We start from the raw sequence: 16945 nt of genomic DNA, 5'->3' as shown, positions 1-16945 counted from the left end.
ATTCCGGGGTCGATGCTACGCATCGCCCCGGAATGACTGAGACGGCCGATCAGGGCCGCTTCATGTTGCAGGTGGTCGGAAGCATCGTCTGCGCGGTGTCGATCTTGGACACGATGCGCCAGCCCCAGCCGGTGTTTTCCTCGTCGAACGGCTCCTTGGTCTTGTCGGCCAGCGAGCCGAACGAGGAGATGTAGATCGGCTGGAAGAATTGGTGGTCGTCCTTGCGGATGAAGCCTTCACCGCCGTCGAACACTTCGAACTTCATGCCTTCGAGCGCGGCCGCGACCTTCACCGGATCGATCGAATTGGCCTTCTCGGCGGCCGCCTTGAACATCCGCATCTCGTTGACCGCGCGCGGATACCAGACGGAAATGCCGGTCTTGGCGCGGAAGTCCTTCTCGAAATCCATCGCCGCCTTGTTGCCGGAGTTCGGGACGCCTTCGCTGATCTGGAACACCTGGCCCTCGAGGCCGGCCTGCTTGATCGCGGTCGGTCCGCCGGCGCCGCCGGCATAATAGGTGTACCAGTTGACCTTGAGGCCGGCGTCAGCCGCCGCCTTCAGCAGCAGCGCGAAGTCCTGGCCCCAGTTGCCGGTCACGACGGTGTCGGCGCCGGACGCCTTGATCTTGGCGATGTAGGGCGAGAAGTCGGTGACCTTGAGCATCGGGTGCAACTCGTCGCCGACGACCTGGATATCCGGCCGCTTTTCGCCCAGCATCTTGCGCGCCGTGGTGCGCACCGACTGGCCGAACGAATAGTCCATGTTGATCAGATAAACCTTCTTGATGGACGGCTGGCCCTTCATGTAGTTGGTCAGCGCTTCCATCTTGATGTCCGAGTTCGCATCCCAGCGGAAATGCCAGTAGCTGCACTTCTCGTTGGTCATCGCCGGATCGACCGCGGCGTAGTTGAAGTAGAGCACTTCCTTGCCGGGGTTGCGCGAATTGTGCTTGGTGACGAAGTCTTCCAGCGCCGCACCGACCGACGAGCCGTTGCCCTGGGTGATGTAGTGGACGCCGGCGTCGACCGCCTTCTGCGCCTGCACCAGGCTTTCCTGCGGATTGGTCTTGTTGTCGAGCGGGACAATCTCGACCTTGTGGCCGAGGATGCCGCCCTTGGCGTTCAACTCGTCGGCGAGATACTGAAACGTCTTCAGGCCGCCTTCGCCAACGCTGGCGCCGCCGCCGGAGAGCGGATCGATATAGCCGATCTTGATGGATTCCTGCGCGGACGCCGCGCCTCCCAACACCGTCAGCGCTGCCGCGGCGGCAACGATCAGCCTATGCATCCTGCGTTCTCCCTTGCTCGTGTTTCTTGATCTTTAGCGATCGAGGCCGTCTCATAACCCCAATCGCCGAGCCTTCGCAACTTTCGCTTTGAATACTGCGTCAAGTTTTAGCAGGAGGTATTATGATGTTATAGGCTATATATCGTCGGAATCGGGCGCTGTTTTGAATTACAGGTAAACTTTTGGATGAAGCTGCGGTCCCTCTCGCGCCGGTTCACCTTTGGAACTGATGTCGTCCGGGCCTGCCTCAAAATCTCCCCTTGAAAAGGGGAGGTCGCTTCGCTCGTCAGAGCGAAGCGGGTGGGGATCGGCTCTCTCCGCATCCAGCATAGCCTGTCGCTGACCGCCATCCCGACCTTCCCCCTTTCAGGGGGAAGGAGAAAGCTGGATAGCTGCCGTGGCGGATCTAGCCCGGATGTCGGCGCGGCTTGAGGCCCGCGAGGAAGAGCCGCGCGAAATGATCGGCGATCTCGGCTGGAGACCAGTCACGCCGGGTCTTGAACCAGATCGGATACCAGTGGCCCATTCCGGTGAGAATGCGCTCCGCGAAATAGGTATCGATGCGGCGGAAACGGCCCTCGTCGATCCAGCGCTGATAGCTGTTCTGGTCTTGCCGGATCGTCGCCAGCACGTCTCCGACATAGGCTTTTCGGTCTGCGTCGTTGAGATAGTTGATGTTGTGGTAGGTCGCCTTGGGGCCGCAGGGCGTGTCGTGCAGCATCAACAGCAGGCGGATTCGCTGCACGATGTGATCGAATGCCCCCAGGCTGTGCTCTTGCAGATGCTCGCGAATGCTGACTTCGCCGGCGAGCCCGCGTCGCAGGCAGGCCAGCAGCAGGCTCTCCTTTTCGCTGAAGTGATAGTAGATGCCGGCGCGGGTCATGCCCGCATCCACGGCGATGCTCTCGAGCGACGTGCCCGACGCGCCCCTGCGATTGAAACTGTCGGAGGCAATCGACAGCATCCGGTCGAACTTTGCGGCCCGCTTGTTCAGCGCTGTGCGAGCCTCGAGGAACGGGGCGAGGCTGAGCGCCTCGGGCATTTTGGGAAGCACGATCTCGCGCCGGTAGACGCCGTGCGTGATGATGTCGTCGATCGCATCGATCGCCTGCTGGCGCGTGTAGTAGTCGCGTTCGGACAGCCAGAACGGCACCCAGTCGAGGATCGAGATCAGCGCCACCGCCGTGAGCAGCGGTTCGTCGCAGGCGATCGAGCCGTCGGCAACGCCGCGTTTCAGAACGTCCGCCAGCAGTGCGGCGTTCTGCCAGCGCTTGGCGTGGACCTCACTGCTGTAGGGCGCGGCCAGCGCATCGATATCACTGAACAGGATCATGCGCTGGCCTTCGGGCCGCAGCCTGCCGCGGACGAAGCGCCTGATGATCTCGAGCCCGTCGATGCCGGGCTCGGCGGCCGCCTCGATCTCGTGCCGATAGATTGCAAGGCCCCGCAGATAGCAGTGGAAGATCAGATCTTCCTTGTCGCGGAAATAATGGTACAGCGCGCCCGGCACGGCCTGCACCGATGCTGCGACCTGCTCCATCGTCACGTTGGCATAGGAGTGACGGGCAAACAGCCGGGAAGCTGAGACGAGGATTTCTTCAGCCCGATCCGTCGGGTCGGCGGCGACTTGCAAGCTCGAATGCCCTTCCTGATCGCGGAACGAAAATCCGCACGCGAGATAATCCCCTTGGCAGCCGCTTGTCGATCTGCGATAGACGGTGGCATACCATACACCAGCGGGTCTTGATTGTCTGGTGATGTGGCGACCGTCGGCCCGTGGATGCGGGACGGCCAATATCGACCGGGCATCGGTTCGGCAGCAGCTTCGGACAGGATTTTGGAGAGCAAGCCTTTCGTGAGGAGGGCTATTGGAGAGAGCATGGCGCGCAACATTCTGATTTTGGGAGCTTCCTACGGCTCCCTGCTGGGGACCAAGCTGCTGATGGCGGGTCACAACGTGTCCCTGGTGTGCCGCAAGAACACCGCCGACCTGATCAACCGCGAAGGCACCGAGGTGCGGATCAAGCTGCGCGACGAGAAGGAGCACCGCTCGATCTTCTCGCGCGATTTGCCGGGCAAGCTCGATGCTGTCACGCCCGCCGATGTCGACGTGTCGCGCTACGACATGGTCGGCCTTGCGATGCAGGAGCCGCAATACACCAACCACACGGTTCGCGTGCTGATGATCAAGATCGCGGCGGCGAAGCTGCCCTGCCTGTCGATCATGAACATGCCGCCCTTGCCGTATCTGAAGCGGATCCCCGCACTCGGCGGCATGGACCTCGAGGAGGCCTACACCAACGCGCAGGTGTGGGAGCGCTTCGAGCCGGGCCTCATCACGCTCTGCTCGCCCGATCCGCAGGCCTTCCGTCCGCCGGAGGAGAAGGCCAACGTGCTGCATGTCGGCCTGCCGACCAACTTCAAGGCCTCCGCCTTCGCCGACGACAAGCACAACAAGGTGCTGCGCGAGCTCGAAGCCGACATCGACGCGGTGACGCTCGACGGCCAGGACGTTCCGGTGAAGCTGAAGGTGTTCGATTCGCTGTTCGTGCCGCTGGCGAAGTGGTCGATGCTGCTGACCGGCAATTATCGCTGCATCACGCCGACGGAGCCGCAGTCGATCCGCGACGCCGTGCACGGCGACCTCAAGCGCTCGCAGGCGATCTATGATCATGTCGACGCCATCGCGCGCAAGCTCGGCGCCGATCCCGCTGATCAGGTGCCGTTCGCGAAATACGCCAAGGCCGCCGAAAGCCTGCTCAAGCCGTCATCGGCGGCCCGCGCGGTCGCCGCCGGCGCGCCCTTCATCGAGCGCGTCGACCTCTTGGTGAAGCTGATCTCGCACCAGCTCGGCACGCCGAGCACCGAGATCGACCGCACGGTCGAGACCGTCGATCAGAAGCTGAACGAGAAGATCGTGCAGGGCGGCTCCGGCGCGGAGTGACGGAATGGGGCTGGCGAGGGCATGCGTGCCCTCGCCATGCATCGGCGATCGGCAATGCGCGCAATCGCGGTTGCCGGACGCATGGCTCGACCTGTCCAGATGAGATAGACTCGCCCAGCTGCGGTTGGGAGCAACGGACATGTCGAGCAAATCGCTTCCTCTCCTTGCAATCTACGGCGACCTCGATCGCGCACGCGATATCATGCGCGCCTGGCAGCCGCTCGACCATCTTTCGCCCGACGACGCCGAGATCGTCGTGAAGGCGATCGCCGAGGGCATCGCCCGCGGGCGCCGGCACGGGATCGAGATGGGGCAGTGCCATCAGGCGGCGTGAGCTACACGTTCAGCACTCCGATAGCGCATGTGAGGTGAGCACGCCGGTCAGGCTCCCTCTCCCCTTGCGGGAGAGGTGGGGAGAGGGGTGGCTCCGGGCGAGATGATCGAAATGAAGTCAGCGCGCAATCTCGGCTACGTGTCGTGTGTGCTCTACTGAATGGAGAGAGCGTGCCGTGTCGCACCCCTCTCCCCAGCCTCGAGAGCGAGCTTCGCTCGCCTCGGACCCCCGCAAGGGGGGAGGGAGCTCTTCCGCCAGTGGCTCCCTTACGAGAAGTTAGTCACCAACGCGAAGCGACCGTTAGCCCTCATGCCTCACGGCCAAAATCGTCACCGAACGCGTCTGCTGGCTCGGTGTCTGAAAATCGATCGTCTGGCCGACCGACAATCCGATCAGTGCGGCGCCGACCGGCGTCAGCACCGAGATGCGCCGCAGCGCGATGTCGGCTTCGTGCGGGTAGACCAGCACGACTTCCCTGACGTCGCCGGTCTCGTCGTCGCGGTAGCGCACGAGCGAGCCCATGCGGACCACGTCATGCAAATCGGCGTCGTCGGCAACGAGCTGGGCGCGGTCCGTCTCGCGTGCGAGGAACTGGGCGACGCGGGGAAACACCGCCATGCTGGAATCGGCCAGCGCGCTGAGGCGATGCGCCTCGCTCGCGGTGATCACGATCGGCGGCAATGCCGTGGCGGTAAAGCTGCTCTGAATGGTTCGGGTCATGTCGGTTGATCTTTGTGGTTGACCGGAGGCGCACGAGCGCCGGCGCGCGGATATCTCGCGACGCGACGGACTGAAATGATTTGATGGCGTCGAGGAATCCGGACGGCGTGCGATCGCCGGCCGGCTAATTGCCTGCGTGCAGACGTCCGGCGCGCAATTCGCGGCGCGCAATACGGGTGTCGATGCGGAGCGTGTCGATCATGGCACCATCAACATAGCCGCTGGCGACGTCGCATCCATTGCGGCGAAAGCGCGCACGCGGGCCGCGTGGAACGACGCGCCACCGCCGCAAACAGGCCGGGCGTCAGGGCTGTCCGATGCCGGACAGGCCGAGCACCGCGCCGGCGGCAAGCGCGACAAGCGGATGGATGCGCGTCGTGGTGGTGGCGATCGCGACCATTGCCGCGATCAGGATCGTGCCCCAGCTCGAGGCCGATGCGTGGGTAATGACGATGGCGCTGGCGGTGACGAGCCCGGCGGTGACCGGAACCAGCCCGGCCTGCACGGTGCGGCGCCAGGGCCGGTCCTTGAAGCGTTCCCAGAGCCGAAGCGCGAAGCCTGTCACCAGCGACGACGGCCCGAACTTGGCGAGCGACGTCACCAGCACGCCGGAGAAGCCCGCGACATGCCAGCCGACCAGCGGCACCACCATCATGTTCGGCCCGGGTGCCGCCTGCGCCAGCGCGAACAGCGCACCGAATTCCTGCGCCGTCATCCAGTGATGGACGTCGACCACCTGACGCTGCATCTCCGGCAGGATGGTGTTGCCGCCGCCAAAGGCGAGCAACGACAGCTCGGCGAAGATCAGTGCAAGCGTGACGAGGGTTGCACTCATGACGCCTGCCTCGACCTGAGTACAATGCTGAGCGGCGCCAGCGTCAGCAGGGTCGGCAGCAGCGGCAATCGGAGCACGGCGATCGCCAGCACGCAGAGCGCGCCGATGAACAGGCCGAGCACATCGCGCCGCAGCGGCCAGGCGATCTTGATCGCTGTGGAAATCAGCAGTCCGGCTGCGGCGGCAGCAAGACCGCCGAACAGATGACGGACCACCGGGTCGTCGGCGAAGCGGCCATAGATCACACCAAGGCCGATCACGACCGCGGTCGGCACCGCGATCAGGCCGAGGATCGCCGCGAATGCGCCGGGAATGCCGCGAAACTTCAGCCCGACCGCGACCGACATGTTGATGATGTTGCCGCCGGGCAGGAACTGGCACAGCCCGAGCAGGTCGGTGAACTCCGCGCCGGTGAGCCAGCCGCGCTTCTCCACCATCATGTGGCGCGCCAGCGGCAGCACGCCGCCGAAGCCGGTCAGTCCGAGGAAGAAGAAGCCCGTGAACAACTCGCCGACATCAGGCTCGTGATGCTTGGTGGTTTGCGCGGCGGGGATGGCGTCCATCGGCGGGGCGGCTCCGGTTCGATTTGTTCTTTGCGACGACTCTAGTTGGCCGCGTGCCAAATATCCAATATATGGATACGGGAATTCGCATATCTTTTCGATATGGATTGCCGATGATCGAACTGCGCCATCTCCGCTATGCCGTCGCGGTGGCCGAGGAAGGCCATATCACCCGCGCCGCCGCGCGCCTCGGCATCCAGCAGCCGCCGCTGAGCCAGCAGATCCGCGCCCTGGAAGCCGCGATCGGCGCGCCGCTGTTTCGTCGGCAGCCGCGCGGGGTCGAGCTGACCGCCGCCGGCCGTGCCTTCGTCGGAAAGGCGCGCGCGATCCTGCGCGACGCCGACCTCGCCGTCGAGGCCGCGCGCCGCGCGAGCCGCGGCCAGGAAGGCCAACTGGCCATCGGCTTCACCTCTTCGGCCGCGTTCCATCCCTTCGTCACCGGCGTGATGCGCGAAATGCGCGAGCGCGCGCCGGCGATCACGCTGTCGCTCGAGGAGGCCTCGACCGGCGAGCTGATCGAAGCCGTCGAGGCCGATCGGCTCGATGCCGCATTCGTGCGCGCGCCGAGCGAGCGGCTGGAGACCCTCACGATCACGCATCTGCTCGACGAGGAGATGGTGGTCGCATTGCCGGACCATCATCCGCGCGCCCGCAAGGACACCCGGCGGCGGATTTCGCTGGCCTCGCTCGCCGACGAGCCGCTGATCCTCTACCGCCGTCCGACCGGGCCGGGCCTCTATGACAGCATCATCGCCGCCTGCCGCGCCGCGGGCTTCAGCCCGAAGGTGGCGCAGGAGGCGACGCGGATGGTGTCGACGCTCAGCCTCGTCGCAGCGGGGCTCGGCATTTCGATCGTGCCGGAATCGATGGCGCGGCTCGAGACCGCCGGCGTGTCCTATCTCCGCCTCGACCGCGCCACGGGCCTCGTCGCGCCGCTCGCGCTGGCACGCAAGAAGGGTCCCGCCGGCGGCACGCTCGGCCGCCGGCTCGGGATCGTCTCGCGGCGGGTAAAGGACCGCGGCGGCGGTTAGTGGAGTCTGCGCGACGAAGCTGAACGTCGCCGCTGCCGCCGGTGGCGCGGAATGTGGGGAGTTTGGCGAACGCACGCGTCAGGGCGCGGCTAGATAGCTCCCATCGAATCCTGAAGCCGGCGCGTCGACCGCAACAGCTCAGTTGCGTCCGGAGGCCTCCGGTTCAATCAACGCCGCGAAAGGCATTCTCCGATGGCACGTTTTCCTGTCCATACGCTCGACTCCGCTCCTGAAGCCTCGAGGTCTGCCTTGCGCGAGGTCGAGGCGCGGTTTGGCACGATCCCGAATCTTGCGGCGGCGATGGCGACGTCACCCGTGCTGATCCAGAGCTTCATCGGCATCTTCGACAAGGTTCACGGCGGCAGCTTCACCGAGCAGCAGATCCAGACCGTGCTGCTCACCGATGCGGTGACCAATCGCTGCACCTGGGCGGTCGCGCTGCATTCCGCGCTCGGCTTGCAGGCTGGCCTCGATCCGGCCGATGTCGATGCGATGCGTGCCGGCCGCTCGCCTGCCGACAAGACACTCGGTGCGCTCTCGACGCTGGCGCGGTCGCTGATCGAGAAGCGCGGGCGGCTCGACGAAGAGGAGATCGAACGATTCCTGGCGGCCGGATTCTACAAGGACCTCGTGCTCGAAGTCATCACCATCGTGGCGGCGTCGACCATCACCAACTACGCCGGCAGCGTCACCAATCCGCCGTTGGAGGCGGGATTGCAGAACCATGCCTGGAACGGCTGACAGGTTTTCGCCCAAGCGACAATGCACGTCGGCCATGCGGCCGGCGTGCGCTTTAGACCGCAAATCTGGCGCGGTAGTCCTGCGGCGTGGTCGAGAGCAGGCGCAGGAAGCTGCGGCGCATTGTCTCCTCGGACCCGAAGCCGCAGCGCTGCGAGATGCGCTTGATCGGCAGGCGCGTTTCCGAGAGCAGATGCCGCGCGCCCTCGACCCGGAGCCGCTCGATCGCGCGCGCCGGCGTCAGCCCGGTCGCTTCAGCGTAATGGCGGCTGAAGCTGCGCTCGCTCATGCCGGCCTGTTTCGCCAGCGTCGACAGCGAGAGGTCGCCGGCCAGATGGTTGCTGATCCAGTCGTGCAGCGCGCTGAACCTGTCGTCGGTTGCCTGTAGCGACAGGATTTCGCTGAATTGCGCCTGTCCGCCCGGCCGCTTGAAAAACACCACGAGATAGCGGGCGACGGCAAGCGCCGCGGTGCGGCCGAGATCCTCCTCCACCAGCGCCAGCGCCAGATCGATGCCGGAGGTGACGCCGGCCGACGTCCAGAACGAACCGTCGCGCACGAAGATCGGATCGGGCTCGACGCGGACATCGGGAAAGCGCTCGGCGAGCTCTGCGCAAAATTGCCAATGGGTCACGGCGCGCCGGCCATCGAGGGCGCCGGATGCGGCGAGCAGGAACGCGCCGGTGCAGACCGATGCGGTGCGGCGCGCTTGCCCGGCGCGCTTGCACACCCAGTCAACCAGCATGCGATCGTTCGCCGCCGCGTTGACGCCGTCACCGCCCGGAATCACCAGCGTGTCGACCGCGGTGCCGATGGCGGGCAGTGGATGCACCGCGAGCCCGACGCCTGCGGACGACTCGACGTTCGGGCCAGCCTTGGCAACGACGCGGACTTCATATGGCTCGGCGTCGCCTGCCTTGGCCGCCAACGCATTGGCGGATGCGAACACCTGCAATGGCCCGGTGACGTCGAGCAACTGCACCGCCGGATAGGCCAGCACTTCGATCGAGCGGCGGCGATTTGGCGAAAAACGTGGGCTGGTTGGCGTCATCGCCGAAACCTGCCGCGCTAGATTCGCTTTGTCCATAGCGCAAGGGAAGTTCGAGGGAAGTTCGATGATTGCTCACGATGTTCATCTGCGGATCGGTTCGCTGCTGTTCGAAGGCGTCGATCAAATCGATTTGACCGGGCCGTTCGAGGTGCTGTCGCGGATTCCGAATTCGACCTGCCGCATCTATGCCAGGACCATGGCGCCGGTGCGGGACCTCAAGGGATTGCAGCTGCTGCCCGACGCGACGCTGGCCGAGGCGCCGCCGCTCGATGTGCTGCATGTGCCCGGCGGGTTCGGTCAGGAAGCCTTGATGGAAGATGCGGAGGTGCTCGGCTGGATCAGCCGGCAGGCGGCGGGCGGATGCCGCATCTTCTCGGTCTGTACCGGCGCCCTGCTGTGCGGAGCGGCCGGCCTGTTGAAGGGACGCAGGGCGACGACGCATTGGGCCTCGCTGCATCTGTTGCCGTTCTTCGGCGCCGTTCCCGTGAATGAGCGCGTGGTGATCGACGGCAGCTACATCTTTGCCGCCGGCGTGACCTCAGGCATCGACGGAGCGTTGCGACTGGCCGCTGAATTGCGCGGCGACGATGCCGCGCGGGCGATCCAGCTCTACATGGCCTATGCACCGGAGCCGCCGTTCGACAGCGGCACGCCGGAGACGGCGCCGCCCGCGATCCTTCAACAGGCCCGGCAAGCCATGCGCGCGATCACGGCGCAGCGGGAGGAGACCGCGCGCCGCGTGGCTGCGAGGCTGGGTGTCGTCGTGCAGGCAGACTGAGCGTGGACTAGTTTCCCGGCTCGAAGCTGCAATCGGCGCCGCCGCCGGCCTTGTCCTTGATCACTGTTGGATCGAGCGTGCAGGACAGTCTCGACAGCGCCTCGTAGATCGTTCCCGCGGCGCCGTCGGGCGGCACGCCGGCCAGCGCCACGGTCGCGTAGATCGCGTTGGCTTCGCTGCCCTTCACGGTGTGGGTCTTGCTGCCGAAGCTCAGCTCGCATGAACGCGAGGTGATGGCGACATTGCTGGCGCGGCAGACGACCTTGTCGGCGGTGACGGTGATCTTGCTGGTGATGGGGACGTTGCTGTCGCCGCCAAAGAACGCGGCGACCGCCTTCTTCTCCTTGGCCGGCAACGGCGAGTAGGGCGCCACGACGCCGGCGAGCGCCAGCGCGACCGAACCGGAGGTGGTCGCGGGCGCGGCCCATGTGGCCGACGCGGCCAGCGACATTGAGCATGCGAGGATCGTCAGTCGGCCCAGTCTCATTCCCATCTCCTGTATCTGCGCTTTCCGCGGCGCGGAATCGCTACCATGTCTCGTGACCTCAAGGGTGATGCCATTCACACGCGATCCCGCAACTTCGCGTGAGGCGCGGATGCGCACAGGGCAGGGCGGCCCCGCGTGGACCCGCTTGCACGATCGCGCCATCGGCGGCACAGTCCGATCCGTGGCAGCGATGCCGCCAACAACGACGACAAGAAGATCAATCCGGGGAACGCCATGGCGGCCACGCGCATCGACTGCGACATCCATCCCGCGGTGGGGGGAACGCGCACCACGCTGCTGCCCTATCTCAGCGATCACTGGAAGGAACAGGTCGTCAGCCGCGCCATCGACGGGCTCGACCTCAATTCCTATCCGCCGTCGATGCCGCTGTCCGGCCGCGCCGACTGGCGGCCGGCCGACGGCAGCAAGCCCGGCAGCGATCTTGCCATGGTGCAGCGCGGCGCATTCGACCAGCTCGGCGCCAGCCACGCCATCTGCAATGTCGTCTATGGCGCGCAGGCGGTGTTCGATTCCTACATGGCCGCGGACTTCTGCAAGGCGATCAACGACTGGATCGCAGCCGAGTGGCTTGCCAGGGATAAGCGGCTGCGCGCCTCGATCGTGGTGCCGATCCAGGCGCCGGATCTTGCCGTTGAGGAGATCGAGCGCCGCGCCGGCGACAATCGCTTCGTCTCGGTGCTGGTGCCCTCGCAAGGCGAGACGCTGCTCGGCCGGCGGCATTACTGGCCGATCTACCAGGCCGCGGAGAAGTACAGGCTGCCGATCGCGATCCACGCCGGCAGCGCCTACCGCGGCGCGCCGAGCTCGATCGGCTGGCCGTCCTATCGCTACGAATATTATCTGGCGGAAGCGCAGGCGTTCCAGGCGCAGACATTGAGCCTGATCTATGAGGGCGTGTTCGGGAAGTATCCGGGATTGACCGTCGTGCTGATGGAGTCGGGCGTCAGCTGGCTGCCGGCCTTCATGTGGCGCGCCAACAAGACCTGGCGCGGCGTGCGCGTCGAGGTGCCGTGGGTGGAGCGTGAGCCGGCCGCGATCATCCGCGACCATTTCCGTGTCACCATGCAGCCGTTCGACGCGCCGCTGGATGCAACCGGCGTTGCCGATATCGTCGACCAGATCGGCTCCGACAAGATGTTCCTGTTCGCATCAGACTATCCGCACTGGCAGTTCGACGGCGACGATCCGGTCCCGCCGCATCTGCCGAAAAGCCTCGTCCAGCGGATGTGCGAGGACAATCCGATTGAAACGTTCCCGCGTTTGAAGCTCGACGCCTGACCAAATTCAAAGGAGGATCGCATGAGTGACGTCATCGACCGCCCGATGCTCGACCAGGAGACCACCGCCGCGTCGCGGCTCAGAATCATCGATTGCGACATCCATCCAAGCCTTCACGCGCACAGCGACCTCAACGAGTTCCTGCCAAAACGCTGGCAGCAGCATCTGAAGGAATATGGCAGCCACCTGCGCACGCCCTATATCGGCACCACGCCGTATCCGCGTTCCTCGCCGCTGATCGCGCGGCGCGACGCCTGGCCGCCGACCGGTGGCGTGCCGGGCTCCGATCTCGATTTCATGCGCAAGCAGCATCTCGATCCCTTCGACGTCGAGTTTGGCATCCTGCAGGTGCTCGACCTCTTCGTCTTCTCGCAGCAGAATCTGGAATTCGGCGCCGCGATCCAGCGCGCCATCAACGACTGGCAACTCGCCTTCTGGGCGCATCGCGATCCGCGCCTGAAGGCCTCGATCCTGGTTGGGCAGGATGGCTCGGACCTCGGCCTCGCCGAAATCGAGCGCTGCGCCAGGACTGGCGAATACATCCAGATCAACGTCTCGCCGCGTGCCAACGAGCCGCTCGGCCGCCGCCGCTACTGGCCGATCTATGAACGCGCGCAGGAGCTCGACCTGCCGCTCGGCATCCATGTCGGCGGCTATGGCGGGCATGCGCCGACCGGCGGCGGCTGGCCGTCCTATTATTGCGAGGAACATCAGTCGAACGCACACACGGTGGCCTCGAATCTCACCAGCCTGGTGCTGGAAGGTGTTCCCGAGCGCTTCCCGAAACTGAAGATCGTGTTCATCGAGGGCGGCTTCGGCTGGATCCCCGCGACGATGTGGCGGATGGATCAGCACTTCGAACGCTTCCGCAGCGAGGTGCCGCATCTGAAGCGCAAGCCGAGCGAGTATGTGAAGGAGCATTTCTGGTTCACGACCCAGCCGATCGACGAGCCGGATGAAGCCAGGCACCTGCGGCAGCTGATCGAATGGGTCGGCATCGACCGGCTGTTGTTCTCGTCGGACTATCCGCATTGGGACTATGACGACGCGCGCTACGCCTTCAAGACACCGCTGACGGAGGCCGAGCGGCGCAAGATCTTCAACAGCAACGCCCGCGCGGTTTACAAGTTCTGAGTATGATGAGATTGGATCGAGCAGCAACCGCGACGGAACTGCGCTCCCTCTCCCGCTTGCGGGGGAGGGCTGGGGTGGGGGTGTCGCCGCTCGAGACACTCTTCACGTGGAGAGAGCCCCCACCCGTATCGCATCCAACGATGCGATACGACCTAAGAGCGAGCTTCGCTCGTCTCGACCCCCGCAAGCGGGAGAGGTGCAGGGCGCCTGTTGCGAGACCGTTTCAACCTGACCTCACCCCGCTCCAGGATTCCGATGACCCGTCACATCGTCGCGCGCACCAGTGAGATTCCGGCCGGCGGCAACAAGGTGTTCGGCCTCGAGGGCCGCGACATCGTCGTGTTCCACGTCAATGGCGAGTTCTTCGCGCTGCTCAATCGCTGCCCGCACGAAGGCGCGCCGCTGGAGAAGGCGGCCTGCGTCGCGCGCCTGACCTCGCCGGAGCCCGGCATCTATCAGCGCGACCGCGTTGGCGAGATGCTGCGCTGTCCGTGGCACGGCTGGGAATTCGACATGCGCAACGGGCAGTCCTGGTTCGATCCCAAGCGGTTCAGGATCCGCTCCTATCCGGTCGCGGTCGAGAGCGGCGCCGAGTTGCAGAAGGGGCCGTATGTCGCCGAGACGTTCCCGGTGCACATCGAGGACAATTACGTGATCGTTGAGGTCTAGCCGGCGCGTTGGCGCGGTTCGTGCGATCGTGCGCGCCGCCGCGGACCTCGTCATGCCCGGGACAAGCCCGGCCGTAACACAGATAAGGTTATTGCGGATTATGCAATAATGAAGTTCAGATTGCGACAATTATAATAACCGCTGCAATGGGCCACCTTGGGTTGGCGGTCGGGAATGAACCCGTCCCCCACATCAGGAACGGCACATGAAGCTCTATCACTTCGCTCTCTCCGGCCACGCGCACCGCGCGCGGCTGTTTTTGTCCCTGCTGGGAATTCCGCACGAACTGGTTGACGTCGACCTCAAGTCCGCCGCGCAGAAGCGGCCGGAATATCTCGCGCTCAACCCGTTCGGCCAGGTGCCGGTGCTCGATGATGACGGCGTCATCATCTCAGACTCCAACGCGATCCTGGTCTATCTCGCGACCAAGCTCAGCCGCACCGACTGGCTGCCGCAGGATGCAAAGGGCGCTGCCGCGGTCCAGCGCTGGCTGTCGGTTGCTGCCGGCGATCTCGCGTTTGGGCCCGCTGCGGCGCGCCTCATCACGGTGTTCGGCGCAAAGCACAATCCGGACGACGTGATCGCGCGGGCGCATGTGCTGCTGAAGCGGCTCGAGGCCCATCTCGCCGGTCGCGACTGGCTGGTTGGCACGGCGCCGACGATCGCAGACGTTGCGCTCTACAGCTATCTGTCGAGCGCGCCCGAAGGCAATGTCGATCTCTCCGCTTATGCGCGCGTCAACGCATGGCTGCGCCGGATCGAGGCGCTGCCGGGCTTCGTGGCCTTCGCCAGGACCCCTGTCGGTCTGGCGGCCGCGTGACGTGCTGACCGGGCGTGCCGTCGGGCGCGCCCGTCCAACCCCGAAGGGGAGGGCGATACGATGAGCGACAGACGAACCAAGCGCAAGCTCGCGACCTGGCATGCCGGCGAAAAGGCGATCCAGCAGCAGGTTGGTGTCGCCGAGAAGATGGAGGCTGTCGGCCAGCGCGCGGTGCGCGACTTCATGCCTGACCAGCATCGCGATTTCTTCGCGCAGATTCCCTTCATCGTCGTCGGCAGCGTGGACCGAAGCGGCGACGCCTGGGCCTCGCTGTTGGCCGGCAAGCCCGGCTTCATCTCCTCGCCGACGCCGCGCAGCCTCGAGATCGATGCGCGGCCTGACGCCAGCGATCCCGTCAGCGAAGGCATGCGCGCGGGCGATGCGATCGGACTGTTGGGAATCGAACTGCACACCCGGCGCCGCAACCGTGCGAACGGGCTGCTGCGCGCGGCATCAGGCGAGGCGCTCAGCTTCGAGCTCGATCAGAGCTTTGGCAATTGCGCGCAGTATATCCAGCTGCGCGATTTTGCCTTCGTGCGCGCGCCGGATGAACCTTTTGCGGGAGAGATCGAGGAAAGCACGACGCTCGATCAAGCCGCGCGCGACACGATCAAGGCGGCCGACACGTTCTTCGTGGCGTCCTATGCCGAGCGGGAGGACCGTCGCCAGGTCGACGTCTCGCATCGCGGCGGCCGGGCGGGCTTCGTCCGCGTCGCCGAGGACGGCACGCTGACGATTCCCGATTTCGCCGGCAATCTGTTCTTCAACACGCTCGGCAACATCCTCGTCAACGGCAAGGCCGGGCTGGTGTTTGTCGATTTCGAAACCGGCGACTTGCTGCAGCTGAGCGGTGACGCCGAGGTGATGCTGGACTCGCCGGAGATCGCGGCGTTCCAGGGCGCCGAGCGGCTGTGGAGCTTCCGTGCCCGCCGTGTGGTGCGCAGGCGCGGCGCGCTGCCGCTGCGCTGGGGGTTCCGGGCCGAAGGCTGGTCGCCGAATTCGCTGATGACCGGCGACTGGGCGCAGACCGCCGAGCGGATCCGCGCGGCCGAGCGCGCGACGCAGTGGCGGCCGTTCAAGGTCATCAAAATTGTCGACGAGAGCCGATCGATCCGCTCGTTTCATTTGCAGCCGGACGACGGCGCGGGGCTGCTTCCGCACCAGGCGGGACAGCATTTGCCGATCCGTCTCTCGTTGCCCGGTATCGACAAGCCGGTGATCCGCACCTACACGCTGTCGGTCGCGCCGTCGGATGGCATGTACCGCATCAGCGTGAAGCGCGACGGTGTCGTATCGCAGCATCTCCACGACACCATCCATGTCGGCGACATCATCGAAGCGCGCGCTCCGGCTGGTGGCTTCACGATTGATGTGCGCGAGAAGCGGCCCGCGGTGCTGCTCGCCGGCGGTGTCGGCATCACGCCGCTGCTCGCGATGCTGCGCCACGTGGTCTATGAAGGGCTGCGCACCCGCGGCATCCGGCCGACGACCCTGATCCAGGCCGCGCATGCGAAGCAGGACCGCGCGTTCGGCGATGAATTGCAGCAGCTGGTGGATGCCGCCGGCGGCGCGCTGCGGATCATCCGCGTCCTCGGCGATGTCGACGGCGCCGAGCAGGGCGTGGACTACGACGCCGCGGGACGGATCGACATGGCGCTGTTGTCGCGCGTCCTGCCGTTCAACGACTATGACTTCTATCTGTGCGGGCCGCCGCAGTTCACCCAATCGCTCTACGACGCCCTGCGCGGCTACAACATTGCCGACCGCAGGATTCACGCCGAAGCCTTCGGTCCTTCATCGCTGGTGAGGAAGCCCGACCTCGTCACTGCAGCGCCGCCGCGCCGGCCGCCGGCGACGATGCCGATCCCGGTCGCCTTCACCACATCGATGAAGGAGGCGCGCTGGACGCCGGAGGCGGGGACGCTGCTCGAACTGGCGGAAGCGCGCGGCCTCAGCCCCGCCTTCAGCTGTCGCGAAGGCAATTGCGGAACCTGCCGAACCCGATTGCTGGCAGGCGCCGTGACCTATGCGAAGCAGCCCGCCGCCGAGGTGGCCGATGACGAGGTGCTGATCTGCTGCGCCGTGCCGGCGAAGCCGGAGGCCGACGGCGAGGACCGGATCCAGCTTGATCTCTGATCAGCCGCGCCGGCAGGACACCGGCCTGCGCAGCTTGGTCGCCTAAGGCATGATGAGATGAGGTTGACACCGGAAGGTGGTGCGCGCCCTCTCCCGCTTGCGGGGGAGGGTTGGGGTG

Annotated in this window: 17 protein-coding genes; 10 read left to right on the top strand and 7 right to left on the bottom strand. The window is 65.5% G+C overall.

Annotated elements, in window-relative coordinates:
* Nucleotides 1-49: 49 nt before the first annotated feature.
* Both AC1VNY_RS36995 and AC1VNY_RS36990 read right to left on the bottom strand, forming a co-directional pair.
* Nucleotides 50-1288 (bottom strand): branched-chain amino acid ABC transporter substrate-binding protein, encoded by a 1239-nt coding sequence (locus tag AC1VNY_RS36995; RefSeq protein ID WP_016847024.1) that lies wholly within the window; start codon nt 1286-1288, stop codon nt 50-52.
* Nucleotides 1289-1694: 406 nt separating this feature from the next.
* The gene (locus AC1VNY_RS36990) at nt 1695-2921 is read right to left on the bottom strand and encodes a TetR/AcrR family transcriptional regulator (protein WP_482408865.1); all 1227 of its coding nucleotides are present in this window, start codon (nt 2919-2921) and stop codon (nt 1695-1697) included.
* Between the two features lie 246 nt (nt 2922-3167).
* On the opposite strand from AC1VNY_RS36990, the gene AC1VNY_RS36985 reads away from it, so the two are divergent.
* Nucleotides 3168-4232, top strand: a complete 1065-nt coding sequence (locus AC1VNY_RS36985; protein ID WP_482408864.1) for a ketopantoate reductase family protein — start codon at nt 3168-3170, stop codon at nt 4230-4232.
* Between the two features lie 139 nt (nt 4233-4371).
* Nucleotides 4372-4566: a hypothetical protein gene (locus AC1VNY_RS36980; RefSeq protein ID WP_482408863.1), complete on the top strand. Its 195-nt coding sequence runs from the start codon at nt 4372-4374 to the stop codon at nt 4564-4566.
* 300 nt (nt 4567-4866) lie between these two features.
* Here the strand turns inward: AC1VNY_RS36980 and rnk are convergent, their stop codons facing one another.
* The 3 genes from rnk to AC1VNY_RS36965 all read right to left on the bottom strand — a co-directional run bounded on the left by rnk (nt 4867) and on the right by AC1VNY_RS36965 (nt 6684).
* Nucleotides 4867-5286 carry a nucleoside diphosphate kinase regulator gene (gene rnk / locus AC1VNY_RS36975; RefSeq protein WP_482408862.1) on the bottom strand — a complete coding sequence of 140 codons (420 nt, stop codon included), beginning with the start codon at nt 5284-5286 and terminating at the stop codon, nt 4867-4869.
* Between the two features lie 304 nt (nt 5287-5590).
* Nucleotides 5591-6121, bottom strand: coding sequence for a chromate transporter (locus AC1VNY_RS36970; RefSeq protein WP_038384313.1), 531 nt, complete (start codon nt 6119-6121; stop codon nt 5591-5593).
* Entirely contained in the window at nt 6118-6684 is a 567-nt protein-coding gene (locus AC1VNY_RS36965) for a chromate transporter (protein WP_482408861.1), read from the bottom strand. Before AC1VNY_RS36965 ends, AC1VNY_RS36970 begins: the two co-directional genes overlap by 4 nt.
* 116 nt (nt 6685-6800) lie before the next feature.
* On the opposite strand from AC1VNY_RS36965, the gene AC1VNY_RS36960 reads away from it, so the two are divergent.
* Together AC1VNY_RS36960 and AC1VNY_RS36955 are read left to right on the top strand one after the other, a co-directional pair.
* Complete coding sequence (locus tag AC1VNY_RS36960; RefSeq protein ID WP_482408880.1) at nt 6801-7715, top strand: LysR family transcriptional regulator; 915 nt, start codon at nt 6801-6803, stop codon at nt 7713-7715.
* A 192-nt stretch (nt 7716-7907) separates the two neighbouring features.
* Nucleotides 7908-8456, top strand: coding sequence for a carboxymuconolactone decarboxylase family protein (locus AC1VNY_RS36955; RefSeq protein ID WP_482408860.1), 549 nt, complete (start codon nt 7908-7910; stop codon nt 8454-8456).
* 52 nt (nt 8457-8508) lie between these two features.
* Here the strand turns inward: AC1VNY_RS36955 and AC1VNY_RS36950 are convergent, their stop codons facing one another.
* The gene (locus tag AC1VNY_RS36950) at nt 8509-9504 is read right to left on the bottom strand and encodes a GlxA family transcriptional regulator (RefSeq protein ID WP_482408859.1); all 996 of its coding nucleotides are present in this window, start codon (nt 9502-9504) and stop codon (nt 8509-8511) included.
* Between the two features lie 64 nt (nt 9505-9568).
* On the opposite strand from AC1VNY_RS36950, the gene AC1VNY_RS36945 reads away from it, so the two are divergent.
* Entirely contained in the window at nt 9569-10282 is a 714-nt protein-coding gene (locus AC1VNY_RS36945; RefSeq protein WP_482408858.1) for a DJ-1/PfpI family protein, read from the top strand.
* Nucleotides 10283-10289: 7 nt separating this feature from the next.
* Here AC1VNY_RS36945 and AC1VNY_RS36940 read toward each other — a convergent pair whose 3' ends face one another.
* Nucleotides 10290-10769 (bottom strand): hypothetical protein, encoded by a 480-nt coding sequence (locus AC1VNY_RS36940; RefSeq protein WP_482408857.1) that lies wholly within the window; start codon nt 10767-10769, stop codon nt 10290-10292.
* 234 nt (nt 10770-11003) lie between these two features.
* Between AC1VNY_RS36940 and AC1VNY_RS36935 the strand changes: the two genes are divergently transcribed.
* The 5 genes from AC1VNY_RS36935 (at nt 11004) to AC1VNY_RS36915 (ending at nt 16827) form a co-directional block, all read left to right on the top strand.
* A complete protein-coding gene (locus tag AC1VNY_RS36935; RefSeq protein ID WP_482408879.1) occupies nt 11004-12068 on the top strand; it encodes an amidohydrolase family protein in 1065 nt (354 codons plus the stop codon).
* A gap of 21 nt (nt 12069-12089) precedes the next feature.
* The gene (locus tag AC1VNY_RS36930; protein ID WP_482408856.1) at nt 12090-13202 is read left to right on the top strand and encodes an amidohydrolase family protein; all 1113 of its coding nucleotides are present in this window, start codon (nt 12090-12092) and stop codon (nt 13200-13202) included.
* 255 nt (nt 13203-13457) lie between these two features.
* Complete coding sequence (locus AC1VNY_RS36925) at nt 13458-13871, top strand: Rieske (2Fe-2S) protein (RefSeq protein ID WP_173638671.1); 414 nt, start codon at nt 13458-13460, stop codon at nt 13869-13871.
* A gap of 205 nt (nt 13872-14076) precedes the next feature.
* The gene (locus tag AC1VNY_RS36920; protein WP_482408855.1) at nt 14077-14691 is read left to right on the top strand and encodes a glutathione S-transferase family protein; all 615 of its coding nucleotides are present in this window, start codon (nt 14077-14079) and stop codon (nt 14689-14691) included.
* Nucleotides 14692-14751: 60 nt separating this feature from the next.
* Nucleotides 14752-16827, top strand: coding sequence for a 2Fe-2S iron-sulfur cluster-binding protein (locus tag AC1VNY_RS36915; protein WP_482408854.1), 2076 nt, complete (start codon nt 14752-14754; stop codon nt 16825-16827).
* Nucleotides 16828-16945 lie beyond the last annotated feature (118 nt).

This window comes from Bradyrhizobium ferriligni, assembly GCF_056837965.1.
This window is presented reverse-complemented; position numbering and strand designations above follow the sequence as displayed.

Bases quoted from the DNA above. Each gene is read 5' to 3' on its own strand.
- AC1VNY_RS36965 (WP_482408861.1), bottom strand. From the start codon at position 6,684: ATGGACGCCATCCCCGCCGCGCAAACCACCAAGCATCACGAGCCTGAT.
- AC1VNY_RS36970 (WP_038384313.1), bottom strand. From the start codon at position 6,121: ATGAGTGCAACCCTCGTCACGCTTGCACTGATCTTCGCCGAGCTGTCG.
- AC1VNY_RS36950 (WP_482408859.1), bottom strand. From the start codon at position 9,504: ATGACGCCAACCAGCCCACGTTTTTCGCCAAATCGCCGCCGCTCGATC.
- AC1VNY_RS36935 (WP_482408879.1), top strand. From the start codon at position 11,004: ATGGCGGCCACGCGCATCGACTGCGACATCCATCCCGCGGTGGGGGGA.
- AC1VNY_RS36980 (WP_482408863.1), top strand. From the start codon at position 4,372: ATGTCGAGCAAATCGCTTCCTCTCCTTGCAATCTACGGCGACCTCGAT.
- AC1VNY_RS36930 (WP_482408856.1), top strand. From the start codon at position 12,090: ATGAGTGACGTCATCGACCGCCCGATGCTCGACCAGGAGACCACCGCC.
- AC1VNY_RS36940 (WP_482408857.1), bottom strand. From the start codon at position 10,769: ATGAGACTGGGCCGACTGACGATCCTCGCATGCTCAATGTCGCTGGCC.
- AC1VNY_RS36985 (WP_482408864.1), top strand. From the start codon at position 3,168: ATGGCGCGCAACATTCTGATTTTGGGAGCTTCCTACGGCTCCCTGCTG.
- rnk (WP_482408862.1), bottom strand. From the start codon at position 5,286: ATGACCCGAACCATTCAGAGCAGCTTTACCGCCACGGCATTGCCGCCG.
- AC1VNY_RS36925 (WP_173638671.1), top strand. From the start codon at position 13,458: ATGACCCGTCACATCGTCGCGCGCACCAGTGAGATTCCGGCCGGCGGC.
- AC1VNY_RS36995 (WP_016847024.1), bottom strand. From the start codon at position 1,288: ATGCATAGGCTGATCGTTGCCGCCGCGGCAGCGCTGACGGTGTTGGGA.
- AC1VNY_RS36955 (WP_482408860.1), top strand. From the start codon at position 7,908: ATGGCACGTTTTCCTGTCCATACGCTCGACTCCGCTCCTGAAGCCTCG.
- AC1VNY_RS36920 (WP_482408855.1), top strand. From the start codon at position 14,077: ATGAAGCTCTATCACTTCGCTCTCTCCGGCCACGCGCACCGCGCGCGG.
- AC1VNY_RS36915 (WP_482408854.1), top strand. From the start codon at position 14,752: ATGAGCGACAGACGAACCAAGCGCAAGCTCGCGACCTGGCATGCCGGC.
- AC1VNY_RS36945 (WP_482408858.1), top strand. From the start codon at position 9,569: ATGATTGCTCACGATGTTCATCTGCGGATCGGTTCGCTGCTGTTCGAA.